The sequence below is a fragment of the Pseudomonadota bacterium genome (genome assembly GCA_034189865.1).
Taxonomy (GTDB): Bacteria; Pseudomonadota; Gammaproteobacteria; order UBA5335; family UBA5335; genus JAXHTV01.
This window is the reverse complement of the sequence record JAXHTV010000001.1, coordinates 19,801-35,113: the sequence shown is the minus strand read 5'-3', so window position 1 is coordinate 35,113 and position 15,313 is coordinate 19,801. Positions and strand designations below refer to the sequence as shown.

General features: G+C 60.3%; 15 protein-coding genes. 7 read left to right on the top strand and 8 right to left on the bottom strand.

The annotated features are described in order from the left end of the window. Positions 1–31: 31 nt before the first annotated feature. On the top strand, positions 32–1,738 hold the full coding sequence (locus SVU69_00185; protein ID MDY6941410.1) for a glycosyltransferase family 39 protein: 1,707 nt from the start codon (positions 32–34) through the stop codon (positions 1,736–1,738). On the opposite strand, the gene SVU69_00180 is transcribed toward SVU69_00185, so the two are convergent. Beyond that, entirely contained in the window at positions 1,732–2,493 is a 762-nt protein-coding gene (locus SVU69_00180) for a pteridine reductase (protein MDY6941409.1), read from the bottom strand. The two genes, SVU69_00185 and SVU69_00180, sit on opposite strands and share 7 nt — an antisense overlap. 171 nt (positions 2,494–2,664) lie before the next feature. Here SVU69_00180 and SVU69_00175 point away from each other — a divergent pair, with 171 nt between their 5' ends. Together SVU69_00175 and SVU69_00170 are read left to right on the top strand one after the other, a co-directional pair. Continuing rightward, entirely contained in the window at positions 2,665–3,741 is a 1,077-nt protein-coding gene (locus SVU69_00175) for an SAM-dependent methyltransferase (GenBank protein ID MDY6941408.1), read from the top strand. A 52-nt stretch (positions 3,742–3,793) separates the two neighbouring features. Continuing rightward, entirely contained in the window at positions 3,794–4,588 is a 795-nt protein-coding gene (locus SVU69_00170) for an undecaprenyl-diphosphate phosphatase (GenBank protein MDY6941407.1), read from the top strand. Here SVU69_00170 and SVU69_00165 read toward each other — a convergent pair. The 4 genes from SVU69_00165 to SVU69_00150 all read right to left on the bottom strand — a co-directional run bounded on the left by SVU69_00165 (position 4,556) and on the right by SVU69_00150 (position 8,728). Continuing rightward, entirely contained in the window at positions 4,556–5,719 is a 1,164-nt protein-coding gene (locus tag SVU69_00165) for a multifunctional CCA tRNA nucleotidyl transferase/2'3'-cyclic phosphodiesterase/2'nucleotidase/phosphatase (protein MDY6941406.1), read from the bottom strand. The genes SVU69_00170 and SVU69_00165 overlap by 33 nt on opposite strands. Positions 5,720–5,741: 22 nt before the next feature. After that, positions 5,742–6,740 carry a complex I NDUFA9 subunit family protein gene (locus tag SVU69_00160; GenBank protein ID MDY6941405.1) on the bottom strand — a complete coding sequence of 333 codons (999 nt, stop codon included), beginning with the start codon at positions 6,738–6,740 and terminating at the stop codon, positions 5,742–5,744. 63 nt (positions 6,741–6,803) lie between these two features. Continuing rightward, positions 6,804–8,162, bottom strand: a complete 1,359-nt coding sequence (locus SVU69_00155) for a PQQ-dependent sugar dehydrogenase (GenBank protein MDY6941404.1) — start codon at positions 8,160–8,162, stop codon at positions 6,804–6,806. Continuing rightward, complete coding sequence (locus SVU69_00150; protein ID MDY6941403.1) at positions 8,159–8,728, bottom strand: acyl carrier protein phosphodiesterase; 570 nt, start codon at positions 8,726–8,728, stop codon at positions 8,159–8,161. Before SVU69_00150 ends, SVU69_00155 begins: the two co-directional genes overlap by 4 nt. Positions 8,729–8,843: 115 nt before the next feature. Here SVU69_00150 and glpQ point away from each other — a divergent pair, with 115 nt between their 5' ends. The 4 genes from glpQ (at position 8,844) to SVU69_00130 (ending at position 12,845) form a co-directional block, all read left to right on the top strand. Then, entirely contained in the window at positions 8,844–9,788 is a 945-nt protein-coding gene (gene glpQ, locus SVU69_00145) for a glycerophosphodiester phosphodiesterase (protein MDY6941402.1), read from the top strand. Further along, positions 9,785–11,890: a S9 family peptidase gene (locus SVU69_00140; GenBank protein ID MDY6941401.1), complete on the top strand. Its 2,106-nt coding sequence runs from the start codon at positions 9,785–9,787 to the stop codon at positions 11,888–11,890. The genes glpQ and SVU69_00140 overlap by 4 nt, the downstream gene beginning before the upstream one ends. Positions 11,891–11,893: 3 nt before the next feature. Next, positions 11,894–12,094, top strand: coding sequence for a DUF2905 domain-containing protein (locus SVU69_00135; GenBank protein MDY6941400.1), 201 nt, complete (start codon positions 11,894–11,896; stop codon positions 12,092–12,094). 115 nt (positions 12,095–12,209) lie between these two features. Next, positions 12,210–12,845: a hypothetical protein gene (locus SVU69_00130; GenBank protein ID MDY6941399.1), complete on the top strand. Its 636-nt coding sequence runs from the start codon at positions 12,210–12,212 to the stop codon at positions 12,843–12,845. Between the two features lie 49 nt (positions 12,846–12,894). Here SVU69_00130 and SVU69_00125 read toward each other — a convergent pair whose 3' ends face one another. From SVU69_00125 to SVU69_00115, 3 genes are all read right to left on the bottom strand, one after another. Further along, on the bottom strand, positions 12,895–13,722 hold the full coding sequence (locus SVU69_00125; protein ID MDY6941398.1) for an acyl-CoA thioesterase II: 828 nt from the start codon (positions 13,720–13,722) through the stop codon (positions 12,895–12,897). Between the two features lie 61 nt (positions 13,723–13,783). After that, positions 13,784–14,251, bottom strand: coding sequence for a peroxiredoxin (locus SVU69_00120; GenBank protein MDY6941397.1), 468 nt, complete (start codon positions 14,249–14,251; stop codon positions 13,784–13,786). Between the two features lie 153 nt (positions 14,252–14,404). After that, on the bottom strand, positions 14,405–15,253 hold the full coding sequence (locus tag SVU69_00115) for a MaoC/PaaZ C-terminal domain-containing protein (GenBank protein ID MDY6941396.1): 849 nt from the start codon (positions 15,251–15,253) through the stop codon (positions 14,405–14,407). Positions 15,254–15,313 lie beyond the last annotated feature (60 nt).

Genomic DNA, 15,313 nt, shown 5'->3' with positions numbered 1-15,313 from the left:
AGGCGATAGGCCCTTCGATTAGGCGGCTTCTATGACTCCATTAGACGTTTCCCCTCCCAACTCGGAAAGTTCGGCGTCTTACGTTCGCCACTGGCTGTTGCTGACGGTTCTGGTTTTATTGCTGGTGGGGACGGGCATTGGCCTCCGGGATCCGTGGCCCGCCGATGAGCCTCGATTCGCCCAGATTGCCCAGGAGATGGTAGAGAGCGGTGAATGGTTACTGCCGCGCATTGGTGGTCACCTCTACCCGGATAAACCGCCTCTTTTTATGTGGGCCATCGCCGTCAGTTACCTCTTGACCGGCCATATGTCGATTGCTTTTCTGTTGCCCTCGCTGCTGGCGGCCTTGGGTACGGTCTACCTGACCTACGATTTGGGGCGGCGGTTGTGGGGTCCAAGGGCCGGTCTGATGGGGGCGATATTGCTGGCCTTTACGGTGCAATTCGCCGTGCAAGGCCGCACCGCGCAAATCGACGCTTTTCTCTGTTTTTGGGCCACGCTGGCCTTTTACGGACTGGCTCGCCATGTGTTGTTGGGGCCGCAATGGCGCTGGTGCTACGCAGCCTTTGCCGCCATGGGTTTGGGCATTATCACCAAAGGCGTGGGTTTTCTGCCGGTTTTCGCGTTGATTCCGTTCGTGTTGGCGCGGGCGATGAACGGTTCCCATCTTGCGCCGGTTCCTATTGTGTCGTCTCGCTGGCTGTGGGCACCATTGGTGCTCCTTGGCGCGGTGGGCGTTTGGGGTATCCCGATGCTGCTGGCGGTGGCGTTTAGCAGCGATCCAGCGTATTCGGCCTATCGGGACGATTTGTTATTCCGGCAAACGGTGGAGCGCTATGCTCGCTCCTGGGGGCACATCAAGCCGCCGTGGTATTACCTGACTGAAGTCATTCCGCTGTTCTGGTTCCCGCTGTCGGTGCTGTTGTTCTGGCTGGTTCCCCGCTGGTGGCGGCAGCTCCGGGTGCGCGATGGCCGTTTTGTCGTGTTGCTGGGATACGTCGGACTGGTGGTGCTGTTTTTCAGCTTGAGCCCGGGCAAGCGCGGGCTGTATGTTCTGCCGGCGCTGCCGGTGGCGGTGCTTGCCGCGGCGCCCATGTTGCCAACCTTGTGGGCGGGAAGGGCGATTCACTATCTCAGCTGGTCCTTGGTGTTGGTGTTCGGGCTCACCTTCGCGGGCGCCGCAGCCTACTTTTTGTGGATCGACCCGAGTGCCGGCGTTGAACTGGTAGCGAAACACCAATTTGAACCCTGGCCGGCTTTGATCGCCTTGGCTGCTGCGGCATTGCTTGCCGTGCTGGCTCGCCGGCCGTCGCTCGGGGGGCAGGCGTTGTTGGCTTGGCTGTTGGCCATGTGGCTGGTCTATGGCCTTTGGGTTTATCCCAACTTCGATTCGGTTCGCTCGGGGCGCGCCTTGATGCAGGAAGTGGCCCAACGTATGGGCGATGGGGGTGAGCTGGGACTGGTCGATTGGCGGGAGCAGTTTCTCTATCAGGCCGATCGGCCCGTGGTGAATTTCGGCTTTCGCGCGCGTGATCGGCGCGCGGAGGTCCAGGAGGCGATCAACTGGCTTAGGCAGGGCGATCAGCGCTGGGTGTTGCTGCCCGATGAACACTTATCTCCGTGTTTCGACTCGTCGGCGGCCGAGTTCGTGGGCTTGGCGCACCGTGAGCGCTGGTACCTGGTGAACGCCCAAATAGTCCTCCCTTGTCCTGATCAAGGCACTCCGTCGGGTCAGTGACCCAGGCTGCGGCCACCGTCAACGGGGATGATCTGGCCGGTGACGTATTGTGCTTCGGCAATGAGAAAATGAACCGTTCGGGCGATGTCCGAGGGGGCGCCGGTGCGCTGTAAGGGGATGCGATTCAATATCTCCGTGCGGACGTCGGCCGATTCGGTGCTGCCCGATTCGGGCCAGAGAATGGCGCCCGGCGCGACGGCGTTGACCCGCACCTCAGGCGCCAACTCTCGCGCCAGCGACCGGGTGAGCATGGCAAGCCCGGCTTTGGCGGCGCAGTAAACTGGATGCTCTTTGAGGGGGCGCTCGGCGTGGATGTCCACAATGTTGACAATGCTGCCTTGTGTTTCGCGTAGGGGCGCCGCCAGGGCTTGAATCAGAAAATAGGGTGCTTTCAGATTGGTGCCGACGAGGTCGTCCCAATGGTGGGCCAGGGTGTCGCCAACGGGTGTGGGATAGAACGTCGATGCGTTGTTGACCAGTGCATCGAGCTGTCCGAAGGCTTCGGCGGCGGATCGGGACAGTGCGTCGATCGCCTGCAAGTCCAGCAAATCCGCTTGGCAGGTCGCCACGGAATTTGACCGTTGCTGCTCCAATTCCTGGCGCAGGGCATCGGCGGCGGCCGCAGAACGGCCGTAGTGCAAAATCACGTTCATGCCCGCGGCATGAAGATCACGGGCGATCTCGGCACCGATGCGGCGCGCAGCACCGGTCACCAAGACTGTTTTGCCCGCTAAAGCGCTTGGTTTATTCTGCATACTCGTCCGCAGCAGCCACGATTAAAGCTCCTTATGGTACCACCGATGATCCACACCGATTCCGGCTTGCCGCAGCCCTGTGCTGACGCGCGCTCGCACAGTGACCGACTCAAACACCATATTGGTGAAGCGATAAGTCGGGCCGGCGGTTGGATCGGCTTCGATCGGTATATGTCTCTGGCGCTATACGCCCCCGGTTTGGGTTACTACAGTGCCGGGGCGAGAAAGTTCGGTGCCGAAGGGGATTTCATCACGGCGCCGGAGGTGTCGCCCTTGTTTGCGCGTTGTCTGGCGGATCAATGCGCCGAGGCGTTGCGCGCGTTGCCTGCCGGCGAGCGCACGGTGATGGAGCTCGGCGCGGGTACAGGAAAAATGGCCGTTGAAATGCTCCGTACACTGGCCCGTTTGGATTGCCTTCCCGATTGTTACCTTATCGTCGAAGTCAGTGCGGACTTGCGGCAGCGGCAGCACGACGTGCTCAGGCAGCAAGCGCCGGATTTGGCCTCCCGAGTGCGGTGGCTCGATGGTCCGCCCGAGGCGCCCTTCGCCGGTGTGGTGGTGGGCAACGAGATTATCGATGCGCTGGTGGTCAAACGGTTTAAAAGGACCGAAGCCGGGTGGGAAGAGATCGGCGTAAGCCTCGGCCCCGATGGTTTCGAGGATGCGCCCAAACCAGCCGATAAGGTGCTGATTGAGCGCTTGCAGGGTCTCGAAACCGCGCTGGGATATGATTTGCCCGAGGGCTATCAATCCGAGATTAACGTGAACTTGGCGCCATGGCTCGCGACGGTCGCCGGATGCTTGTCTCAGGGTGTGCTTTTGTTCATTGACTACGGGATGGCGCGTCATGAGTACTATCAGCCACAGCGACGCTGTGGCACATTGAGGTGCCACTACCGGCATCGCGCACATGATGACCCGTACTTTTGGCCCGGGTTGCAGGACATCACGGCCTGGGTTGATTTTACCGCGCTGGCAGAAGCCGCTCTGGCACAGGGGTTAGACGTGTCTGGCTACACGACTCAGGCGCACTTTTTACTGGGCTCGGGCATGGAGCGCTACCTGGCCGCCGCGGCGGACGATGCCGTGGCTCAGTACGAGTTGGCTCAGGGCGCGAAGCGCTTGCTCCTGCCGGGGGAGATGGGCGAGCGATTCAAGGTGATGGCCTTATCCAAGGGCGATGTGCCTGCCCTCTCGGGGATGCATCATAGAGATTTGCGCGATCGGCTCTATCCGTTTGCCCGCTAGATTATCTGGCGTCGCCGTCTACACCCCGTCATACATGGACTTTGAGGATCGCATGGAATCATTTGCCCTCTGGATCGTGGCCCTGCTTCAGGGACTTACCGAGTTTTTACCCATCTCCAGTTCCGCGCACCTGATTTTGGTTCCGGTGCTTGCCGGCTGGGAGGACCAAGGCTTGATGTTCGATGTGGCGGTTCATCTGGGAACCTTGCTCGCGGTGGTGGTCTATTTTCGGCACGAGCTGGCAAGAATGCTGCGTGACTGGCTGCGATCCATGATCGGCCGCGGCATGACGGCCGATGCCCGTCTGGCTTGGGCGGTGGTGTTGGCGACCATTCCGGTGGGTCTGGCGGCGCTGTTGGCCGATGACTGGGTAGAGACTTACTTACGCTCCCCGACCGTCATCGCTTGGGCAACCATCGTCTTCGGATTGTTGCTGTGGTGGGCCGACCGGACAGGCCGCGGTGATCGAGGCGAATACGGTGTGACGCTGAGGGATGTCGCGGTAATCGGTGTCGCGCAGGCCTTGGCTTTGATCCCCGGGACCTCGCGCTCCGGTATCACCATGACGGCCGGTTTGGCGATGGGGCTCAGTCGAACGGCGGCGGCTCGTTTTTCCTTCCTACTGGCCGTGCCGGTCATCGTGTTGGCCGGCGGTTACGAGGGTGCCAAGTTGTGGGCGGACCCGAGCTTGTTCGACTGGCGGGCTTTATTGGTCGGTGGCTTGATCTCGGCGGTCACGGCCTATCTGACCATCGATTTCTTTCTGCGTTTGGTCGAGCGGGTCGGTATGTTGCCGTTCGTGGTTTATCGTTTGCTACTCGGCTTGCTGTTGCTGGTCGTTTTCTGAGCTTTCCAGCGCGCCGATGGCATCGCGGCGTGCCCGGTGTAAAGCCTCACCCAACCCCGGCCCGGAAAAACCCTGCTCGGCCAATGTCTGACCTTTGATTTGCCGTGCGGCCGTCAAGGCCGCCAGCAGGCGTTTTTCCTGGGGATAATCGTCGGCCTTGGCGCGAATGGTGGCGTCGGTTCGCAAAACCGCCAGCAGATCATCCAGGCGCTGTGGGCGCCGAAATGCATCCACCGCCTCCAGCAGGCTCAGTAGCCTTTCGGGATTGCTCGCCATCACTTGGTGTATCGAGTCGCGGTGGCGTGCGGCCAGGGTCGCCAGGTCCACGAAGGTATTCGGTGCTTTCACCCGTTTGCTCTCCGTGCGTACGTGGGTTTCGTCGTCCAGCGCGAATTCCAGTAGCGCCGCATAGCGGATAGAGGGCTTGTGACCGCGCTCTGCGGCGAGACGAAGTGCATCAAGCGCCCGGCGGTCATATTCTAGGGCGTTGGCCAGCGCCGGCATCAGCACGGCCAAAGCGCCGCATTCCAGAAGCACCTCGAAGAATACGTGCGGCGCCGCTTCTCCCAATGCCCGTTCCATTTCCCGCCATACCCGCTCCGGGACCAGGGCGTGGATCTCGCCGGCTTCGACCAAGGCGACCATCAATCGCTGGGTTTCTTTGGCGATGCGAAAGCCCAGTGGTGAAAACCGACTGGCGAAGCGCGCGACCCGTAAGACCCGCAGCGGGTCTTCACTGAAGGCCGGTGAAACATGGCGTAGCACCCGGGCTTTGAGATCGCGCTGTCCCTCGTAGGGATCGATCAGGGTTCCGTCGGGGGCGCGGGCCATGGCGTTGATGGTCAGGTCGCGCCGGCGCAGATCCTGCTCCAAGGTGACATCCGGCGCCGCGTAGAAGGTAAACCCGTGATAGCCGGGCCCCGATTTGCGCTCAGTCCGGGCCAGGGCGTACTCCTCCCGCGTCTTGGGGTGGAGAAAGACCGGGAAGTCCTTGCCCACCGGCAGAAATCCGCGCGCTTTCATCTCTTCCGGCGTGGCCCCGACGACCACCCAGTCTCGCTCATGGACAGGCAAGCCGAGCAGCGCGTCGCGGACCGCACCGCCTACCAGGTAGGTTTCCAACGCGACCACCTAGGCGCAATCTCGGTCCGGCTCAGCTTTGACCGGTTTCTCGGTGTTGACCGAACTCATGACGTGTTTGCCGAACCAGGTTCGCGAATCGGCCGCGGCTGCTGGTCTGGCCGAGGTAGCTGGGGATCACGGTCTCTATGGCCGCCGGTTGCCGTTGAAAGAAGCTCACCAGGTGGTTGTCCTCGCAAACGCTGTCGACCTGCGATGAGCGGTAGTTGTCGAGCGAATAAGGCTTGCCCGGCACATACTCCAAGATGGTCGCTTGCAGGCGTGATAGCGCAGGTGGTAGACCGATGATCCAGCGTTTCACACTGGCGGTTTCGGCGGTGAATTGGAGGATTTGCTTCAGGGTATAAATCTTCGGTCCGCAGAGGCTGAAACGTTGGTCGTGGGTATCGCGGCGATCAATGCAATCGGCCATGGCCGTGACCACATCACCCACGTAAACCGGTGCCATGCGGGTATCGGGAGTTGGCAGGGGGAAAGCAAAGGGGATCAGGCGCAACATGCCCGCGAAGCGATTAATGAAGGCATCGCCCGGCCCAAAAATGACCGATGGGCGGAAAATCGTCACGGCCGTACGGTCGCCGGCATTCAAGCGCACTTGCTGCTCGCCTTCGCCCTTGGAGCGGAGATAATCACTGGAACCCCGGGCGCTGTCCGCCCCTAATGCGCTCATGTGCAGGAATTGTTTAACACCCGCCTTGGCCGCGGCGCGGGAAAGACGTGCCGGCAACTCGACGTGAGCTAACCGAAAGCCGCTGCCGTCGTGGCCGCGCTCGTTGAGGATGCCGATCAGGTTGATAACGACGTCACTGCCGGAGAAGGCCTGGGCCAAGGCCGATTCGTCGTTCAGCTCGGCGGCGACGACTTTGGCGTTGGGTAGGACGTTGAGGTCACGATGCCGCTGTGGATGACGGCTGAAGATCTTGACCCGGTGTCCCCGGTTACACAGAACCTGTGCCAGATGATGCCCTACAAACCCAGTACCCCCCAGGATGCAGATATCCCGTTTTTTCATGATGCTTCGCACTTCCTCGTATTGGGCGAGCTTGCCGATTATGGTGATGGATGTGTAGCCATTTTATGGCACCGGGGAGGTCTTTGGGTAACCTGATATTGATCGAGCGGCGGTTTTCTCGGCTGTCGGTTGATAGTGGACGCGCCAGATACGGCCCTGCTGGGAGTCGGCGATGAATAGCGCGCCGTCCGGCGCCACCGCCAGACCCGTGGGCCGAAAACGGGCCTGACGGGGTGAGCTGATGGCTTCTGATCCGGCGAATCCGTGCGCAAAGGTGATGGGTGGCCCGCTGGGGCCGCTCTCGTCGAACGGCAGAAAGGTGACCCGGTAGCCCTGCTGGGGTTGTGGCGAGCGGTTCCACGAACCATGGAAAGCGATAAATGCGCCGTCGCGGTAGGTCTCCGGGAACGCCTGCCGGTCGTAAAACACCAAGGCATTGGGTGCCCAGTGTCCGGGGAACGCGGCAATGGGTGGTGGGTAGTTGTCGCAGCGCTCATGTAAGCGACCGTCACCGCCGTACTCCGGCGCCAGCATTCGCTGCGCGCGCTGGTGATCGTAGTAGCAATAGGGCCAGCCAAAGTCACTGCCGGTATCCAGACGCAGAAATTCTTCCGCCGGCAACTCGGCGCCTTGGGCGGCGTCATACCATTCGGGCCACAGTTGGTGGAGTTGGTCGCGTCCGTGTTGCACGGCATAGAGCTGTCCGTCCTGGGCGCGCCAGCTCAAGGCTATGGCGTTGCGCACGCCGGCGGCCAGCCGGTGGCCGTCGGTTCCGTGGCGCTGGTTTGTTCGATCGGCGGCGAAGCGCCAGATTCCGGCTTGCAGCTCCCTTTGCGGGCAGGGGTCCTTGCCTTCGATTCCGGGCGTGCGGGGTATTCGCTGGCAGGCGTTGGAGGGGGCGCCCACGTTCACGTAGAGTCCGCCATCCCCGTCCAGGGCCAAGGATTTTGCGGCATGCTGCAGCTGGTAGGGAAAACTACGAACGATAACCTCCGGCGATCCGGTCGGGACAAACGCGTCCGGGTCGATGCGATAGCGCACCACTGCGTCGTTAAGACCCAGGTAAAGATGGTTCTCGGATAAGGCGATGCCGGTACCGCGACCTTGGCCAAAGCGCTGCGCCCGGTCGGCTCGACCATCCTCGTCTTCATCGCGCAGCGCAACCACAACGCCCCGTCCCGAAACCCGGGGCTTACCCATCCAGGTGCCGCCGTCCGTATCCGGGCTCATCACCAACACATCTCCGTTATCGCGTACCGCCAGATGGCGTGCGGTCCCGAGTCCGTCTGCGAAGATCGTGGCGCAAAATCCCGGTGGCAAGACGATACCGGCGTCTTCCGTATGGCAGTTTGAGGATAGGGCATCGCCGATCGCGATCGGCGATGCCAGAAGTGCGAGCAGCGGGATCCAAATGCGCTTCATGTTGCTTTATCCTCGGTCACGTGGGCGTGATCCAGGCTGAGGGCGCTGTTCGCGGGCACTTCGCCTCGGACGTAAGTAACCAGTTGCGGAAAGAATGCCAGAAAATCTTCTTCCAACTCTGCTCTCAGGCGTTCCAGCTCCTGGTCCGCCTGCGCCAGGGGATTGGGTCGGCTCAGGCGTCTCGACACCCCGCTCAAGGCGCTTCGAATCCCGTCGATGCCGCGATAGCTGGTGAGCAGATCCCGCTGGGTCATGTAGCCGACATACTGGCGCATCCGCGCTGGCATGATCCGATGGTGACGAGCCAGTGAACGATAGACTTGTCGACTGTAGACTTCCAAAGGCAAGGGGCTGAAACGGTCCCAGTGAACGGCCAGGTAGTGATCGTAGAAGATGTCAATCAATATCCCGCCGAACCGTCGGTAGGGCGCTTGCAAACGTGCTCGGCTACGCTGAAATAATGGGTGGCGATCCGCAAAGCTGTCCATTCGTCGGTGCAGCCGAATTCCGCGGCGAACGGTTTCGGGATAGCTTGGGTCGATGGCTCCGCGGACGAAGTCTCCCATGAGATTTCCCACTTGGGCCAGGGGTTCGTTTTCAGAGAGTACAAGATGACAAAGATGATTCATGGTATAGGTCGGCGGGCGCAAGCTGCGCGCCATTTCGAGACGGTATCGCCACGTGAGAGAAGCTTCCGATAGTATGGGCGCCGTACGACCGATTGTCATTGCCCACCGCGGCGCCTGCGGTTACTTGCCGGAGCATACGCTGGCGGCGTATGCGATGGCCTATGCCTACGGCGCGGATTATTTGGAGCCCGATTTGGTGATGACCGCCGACGGCGTTTTGATCGCACGGCACGACATCACGCTGGATGAAACCAGCAATGTCGCCGTACGATTTCCAGGTCGGGCGCGGGCTGATGGGCACTGGTATGCCGCCGATTTCAGCTTGGCCGAGATCAAACAGTTGGAAGCGCGGGAACGCCTGGAGGACCGCTATCGACAGGATGGCGGCGGGTTTTCCATCCCCACTTTCGAAGAAATCCTGCAGCTCGTGGCTGAACTCAATCGGGCTACCGGTCGCCGCGTCGGGGTATACCCCGAGACCAAATCCCCCGCTTGGCACCGGGCGGCCGGATTAGCGCTCGAAGAGCCGTTATTGGCGTTGTTGACTCGCTATGGTTACAGGGGGGCGAGTGCGCCGGTGTTTATCCAGTCCTTTGAGCCCGAGAATCTGCAGCGATTGCGTCACGACCTGGGCACTGAGCTTCCACTGGTGCAACTCATCGGTGACACCGCCGAAGAGGACGCCATGACCGAACCGGGCGGGCTGGCATTCATTGCCTCCTATGCGCAGGCCGTGGGCCCGTGGAAAGGCCGAATCGAGTCGGCCGATGGTGAGTCCACCGGCGGAGCCGACTGGGTTCGTCAGGTCCAAGGCATGGGTCTACAAGTGCATCCCTGGACTTTCCGCGATGATGACCTGCCAGCAGCGCATGCCACGCTGCTCAGTGAAATACAGCGATTCGTTAAGGATTACGGCGTGGACGGCCTGTTCACGGACCATACCGATCGCGTCATGCACTGCTTGCGGACGCTGGCTGAAACGGCCGTAGAGCCGTGAACCGGCCTCGTCCTCCCATCGCGCGCGTGCAACCCGAGCGCCGAGAGGCCCACGGTCACGCCAGGGTCGATCCCTACGCCTGGTTGGAGAATCCGGACGATCCGGCGGTGATGGCGTATCTGGAGGCGGAGAACGCCTATACCGAGCACGAGCTCGCACGCCTGAGACCGATCCGCGAGGGATTGTATCGGGAGTTCGTGGCGCGCCTGGAAGAAGACGATCAGTCTGTTCCGGTGGTGGTGGACGACTACGCCTATTACAGCCGCGTGGAGCGGGGGCGAGATCACCCCATTCATTGCCGTCGTTTCCGGGATGGAGCGGAAGAGGTCATTCTCGATGTCAACGCCTGGGCGTCCGACGCCCCCTATTTTGATATCGCCGACTGGGCCGTGAGTCCCGATCACCGGTATCTGGCGTGGACCGAAGATCGTGACGGCTCCGAGACGTTTATGCTCCGAATCAAAGATCTCAACTCCGGTGCGCTTCTGGAGGAGGTGATCACGCCTGTTCACGGCGATCTGATCTGGGCTGAGGACAGCCGGACGGTGCTCTATACGGTGGATGATGCGGCCCGCCGGCCATGGCGGGTATTTCGGCACCGTATTGGTGAGTCTACAGTCGCCGATCGGTTGGTCCTTGAAGAGCCGGATGGTGCGTGCCATTTGTCCCTCGGACAGACCAAAGATCGCCGCTATCTTCTGATCGAATCGGCCAGCCACACCAGCTCCTGCACTTATCTATTGGACGCGTGCGATCCGGCCGCCGAGCTTCGGCTTTTTCTGCCCCGACGCACCGGTGTGGAATATCAGGTGGAGTCCCACGAGGGATGTTTTCTACTGCTCACCAACTTGCGCGTGGACAATTTTGAACTGCTTCGCACCCCGCCGGAGGTTCGCCCGCCGCTGGCCTGGGATGGTGTGTCGGACTGGCCGGCTTTGGTCTCGGGTGATGCATCGGTCAAGCTGGAAGGGCTGGACGTATTTCGCAGGTTCTTGGCACTTTCCGTTCGCGAATCGGGGTCGGCTAAGGTTCGCGTTTATGATTTCGGTGACCGCCAGTGGCATACCGTTGAGTTTCCCGAACCCTTGTCCACCGTGGATACGGTGGACAATCCGGACTATGAATCGAATCAGCTACGCTTGGAGTATGAATCCTGGCTGACGCCGTATTCGGTCTACGATTACGATCCGACGCGCCGGCTCGCCACCTTGTTGAAGCAACAACGAGTCGGCAGCGGTTACGATTCCAGCCGCTACGAGTGCCGGCGGGTATGGGTTCAAGCAGCCGACGCCGTTCGGGTTCCGGTTTCGTTGATGGCCCGGCGAGACGTCCTGGCGTCCGGTCCGGCGCCCACGGTGCTTTATGGCTACGGCAGCTACGGCGCGAGCCTGGATCCCGAGTTTTCCTTGACTCGGCCGAGCCTGTTGGAGCGCGGGGTGGTGTACGCGGTGGCTCACGTCCGCGGTGGTGGGGAGCTGGGGGAAGCATGGCACCATGCCGGGCGTTTGGCTGCGAAAGAGAACACATTTGGCGATTTCGCCGCGGCGGCCAAAGGATTGGTCGAAGCGGGCATCACCCGTGCCGATGCCCTGGCGATATCCGGGGGCAGTGCGGGCGGCTTGCTGGTGGGCGCCGCGATCAATCGCTGGCCGGAGCGGTTCTGTGCGGCCGTGGCCGAGGTGCCGTTTGTTGATGTGCTGGCCAGTATGATGGATCCCGGCCAAGCACTGACGATCATCGAGTACGAGGAATGGGGTAATCCGGCGAATTTAAACGACTACCGCACCATGCTGTCCTATGCGCCGTTGGACAATGTTCGCCGCGGAGCTTATCCCTCCTTGTTGGTGACCACCGGCTTTCAGGATATTCGCGTGCCCTATTGGCAGGCCGCCAAATGGGTGGCTCGTCTGAGGGCGTGCCAAACGGGTGAGGGCGTTTTGCTTCTGAAGACCGATATGGACGTGGGCCACGCCGGGGTAGCTGGACGTTACCCTATGCTGCGGGAAGTGGCCGACGTTTATGCATTTTTACTGGACGCCCTGGGTTGCGTACACGCGGCGGAAGACGAAACCACTCGAATCAAGGTGACGGGTCAAGGTTAGGTCATGCAGAAAACACTCATTCTGATCGGCGTGGTGTTGGTGCTCGTGGGGCTGGCTTGGCCAGCGATTCGGCGGTCGGGACTTGGCCGATTGCCGGGCGATTTCGTCTTTAGCGGAGAGCATTTCAGCTTCTATTTCCCGTTAACGACCTCCATTTTGGTGAGTCTTGCGCTTACCTTGTTGTTCTGGTTGTTTAATCGTTGAAACATTCTCGTGTCACGACATAATCCCTTGTTTCTCAGGCGAGATAGCAGCTAACATGCGGCCTGGCGGACGGTTGTATGCGCCGCTCATCGGTTAACCAACGGAGTAGATGACATTGAATAAGCGAGTTGCGTTTGCGAGCGCCGTCGCGATGACGGCAGCCAGTCTTCCGGTGATGGCGGCCCCCCTGGCCTACGATTATGTCGACCTGAGCTACGTCGTGAATACCGAGCTGGAATCGGCCAGTGGCATTGACGGAGATGGCTATGGCATCGAGGCGTCTGTGGGTTTAGGCGATTACTTCTACGTCGCTGGCGAGGCTACCGGTCGCGATCTCGACGTGTCGGGAACCATTTTTGCCTACGATACCTTGTCAATAGGTGCCGGTGCGCACTACACCTTTGCGGATGTTTATCGAAAGGCCTCTTTGGATCTCTACGGCGGCTTATCCTACGATCGCCAATCCGATGACGTGGTCGGAGTCGGCAAACTCGACGGATATGGTGCAGAGGCCGGTGTCCGGGTGGGCATTGATAACTTCCTGGAGTTGTTCGTTTCGGTCGACTACAGTGATTTGTCCGCCGAAAATACCGATTTGGATACGGCGCTCCTGGGCTATACCGTCGGTGGTGTGTTCCAGTTCACCGAAAAGCTGGGGGTTCTGGCTTCCTACTTTAGCGGTGAGTACGATGACGATCTCGATACGCTCGAGTTGTCCGAATGGCGAGTCGGAGCCCGTTTTAGCTTCTAAGTTCGCCGCGAGAGTGGTTTTCCGGAAGGGCGCCTTGACGGCGCCCTTTTTATTTGTCGCTTTCAGGAGCCGGGTTTTGGTATCGCAAAAGGCCTTCCTGACTGGCAGAGGCGACCAGTTGGCCGTTGGTGTCGTAAAACCGGCCGTGCGCCAAGCCACGCCCGCCGGTGGCATTGGGGCTTTCCATGCTGTATAGGAGCCAGTCGTCGGCCCGAAACGGTCGGTGGAACCACATGGCATGGTCCAGGCTCGCACCGCGTACACCGGGTGCTTGGAACGTCAGTCCGTGGGGCAATAGCGCAGTGCTCAGCAGATGGAAATCCGATACATAAGCCAGCACGCACTGGTGCAGCAGGCGGTTTTCCTCCAGTTCGCCCCGGGTTTTGAGCCACAGTTGCTGCTCGTTCGGTCTAGCGTCTTGTGAGGTTTGCTCCGAAGGCGATATGCGTCTGAAGTCGAACGGTCGAGACCGCCGCGGTGGGGTCGTGCGCGTGAGTGTGGCGGGATCGGGAACCTGCGGCGTGGGGGATTGATGATCCAGTCCGGTTTCGTCGATTTGAAATGATGCAGACAGTTGAAAGATGGGGCGGCCGCGTTGGATCGCCGCCACGTGACGCGTGGTGAAACTTCGGCCGTCGCGCGGAGTTTCGACCCGAAAAACGATGGGCTGATCCATGGCGCCGGGTCGAAGAAAATAAGCGTGTAGGGAATGAGCATGGCGCTCTGCGGGAACCGTTCGGCCGGCGGCCATCAGCGCTTGAGCCAGCACTTGGCCACCGAAAACCATACGCCCCCCCACGTCCCAGCTCTCGCCGCGGAAGAGAAGGTCTTCCAGTGGTTCGAGATCAAGCAGTTTTTTGAGATCTTCCAGATTCATGTGGCAACAGGAAAGGTCCGTGCGCTTGTGCACGTTGTTCCGTGGAATGCGTCCAAGGGCCTTAAGTGGATAGTGACTTCAGTGTTTCCAGTGCTTCGGCCACGTGTTGTTTGGCTCGCAATTGTGAGGAGAATGTATGGCGGACGATACCGCCTTTGTCGATGATGAACGTTGCCCGCCCAGGTAAAAGCCCGAGTGTTTTCGAAACGCCGTAAGCTTTGCGAACGGTGCCCTGCTCGTCACTTGCCAAGATGAACGGCAAACTGTGTTTGGACGCGAAGCGTTGGTGGGAATCCGGCGAGTCGGCGCTAATGCCAATGATCTCGGCGCCGGCTTCTCGAAAATCTTCATATTGATCACGAAAGGTACAGGCCTCAACCGTGCAGCCTGGCGTGTCGTCTTTCGGGTAGAAATACACGACCACCGGACACTTGTCCCGGAAGCTCGATAGGGTGACGGTGGCCCCGTCTTGGGTCGGAAGCGTGAAATCCGGGGCCGTCTGGCCGACCTCAATGGTGGTTTTCGCCATCCTGGTTTCTCCTCTCCGTGGTGCGCACGAAATCATCTTGTTTTGCTCAGCTAGATCATGAAGTGAAACCGCGGGCAGATCAACGGACGCATTATCCTGGTCATAAAAAAGGGCCCGTAGCGGGCCCTTTCATCTTGTGCTGTGCAGCCGGCCTTATTCAGGCTTGAAAGTACATCTGGATTTGGACAACACGGTATTGCCGTTTTGCGTTTCTGCGCGAACGATGGCTTCGCCGTCGCCCACCACCCAGAGCTTGGTGACAATGTCATCACCGGGATATACCTGGTCCGCAAACCGGGCTTCGAACGAGCCAAACCGGGCCGGGTCGCCACCGCATAGGGTGTGCAGGATCGCCCGTCCGACGAATCCGTAGGTGCACAATCCGTGCAGGAACGGTTTCTTGTAGCCCGCCATCATGGCAAAAGCCGGATCGATGTGAATCGGGTTCGGGTCACCCGAGAGCCGATACAGGGCGGCTTGCTCCGGGCGGGTGGGATAGGTGATGACGTGATCGGGTTCACGATCCGGCGCCTCATTGATGCCTTCGGAGCTCGGCCCGCGTTCACCACCAAAGCCACCGGCACCTTTCAAGAAAATCGTCGCGTGGGTCGTGCAGATGGGGCCGTCTTTGTCCTGGACGAGACCTTCTACGCCCAATACGGCGGCCTTGCCTTTGTCCCATACCTCGGTGATTTTGCCGATGCATTCCACTTTGGCTTGCGGCGGAATCGGTCGGTGAAGCGTAATGGCCTGTTCGCCATGGAGCAGATTGGCCAAGTTCATCTCGACTTTGCCCATCATGCCGCCCATGGACATCATGCCAGCAATCACGCCATAGGTGGGAAGGACTTTCGGGCCCTTTTGTTCATAGACGAATTCGAGTTCCTTGTCGGGCTGACATCCCACGCCCAATGCGTACAATTGAACATCCTTCTTGGTCCAGGATGCGGGCATTGGATTGAACGTTTCGCCGACGAGATCGGGTGAGATTTTTTTTGCCATAGTTACTAGTCCTGCTGGTCCGTCAACAGAGGTGAATGATCGTTACGGACAGATAGTAGG

Coding starts and splice junctions, on each gene's coding strand:
- SVU69_00135 (MDY6941400.1), top strand. CDS start 11,894: ATGCAGAAAACACTCATTCTGATCGGCGTGGTGTTGGTGCTCGTGGGG.
- SVU69_00170 (MDY6941407.1), top strand. CDS start 3,794: ATGGAATCATTTGCCCTCTGGATCGTGGCCCTGCTTCAGGGACTTACC.
- SVU69_00160 (MDY6941405.1), bottom strand. CDS start 6,740: ATGAAAAAACGGGATATCTGCATCCTGGGGGGTACTGGGTTTGTAGGG.
- SVU69_00115 (MDY6941396.1), bottom strand. CDS start 15,253: ATGGCAAAAAAAATCTCACCCGATCTCGTCGGCGAAACGTTCAATCCA.
- SVU69_00175 (MDY6941408.1), top strand. CDS start 2,665: ATGTCTCTGGCGCTATACGCCCCCGGTTTGGGTTACTACAGTGCCGGG.
- SVU69_00155 (MDY6941404.1), bottom strand. CDS start 8,162: ATGAAGCGCATTTGGATCCCGCTGCTCGCACTTCTGGCATCGCCGATC.
- SVU69_00120 (MDY6941397.1), bottom strand. CDS start 14,251: ATGGCGAAAACCACCATTGAGGTCGGCCAGACGGCCCCGGATTTCACG.
- SVU69_00125 (MDY6941398.1), bottom strand. CDS start 13,722: ATGAATCTGGAAGATCTCAAAAAACTGCTTGATCTCGAACCACTGGAA.
- SVU69_00150 (MDY6941403.1), bottom strand. CDS start 8,728: ATGGGAGACTTCGTCCGCGGAGCCATCGACCCAAGCTATCCCGAAACC.
- SVU69_00185 (MDY6941410.1), top strand. CDS start 32: ATGACTCCATTAGACGTTTCCCCTCCCAACTCGGAAAGTTCGGCGTCT.
- SVU69_00180 (MDY6941409.1), bottom strand. CDS start 2,493: ATGCAGAATAAACCAAGCGCTTTAGCGGGCAAAACAGTCTTGGTGACC.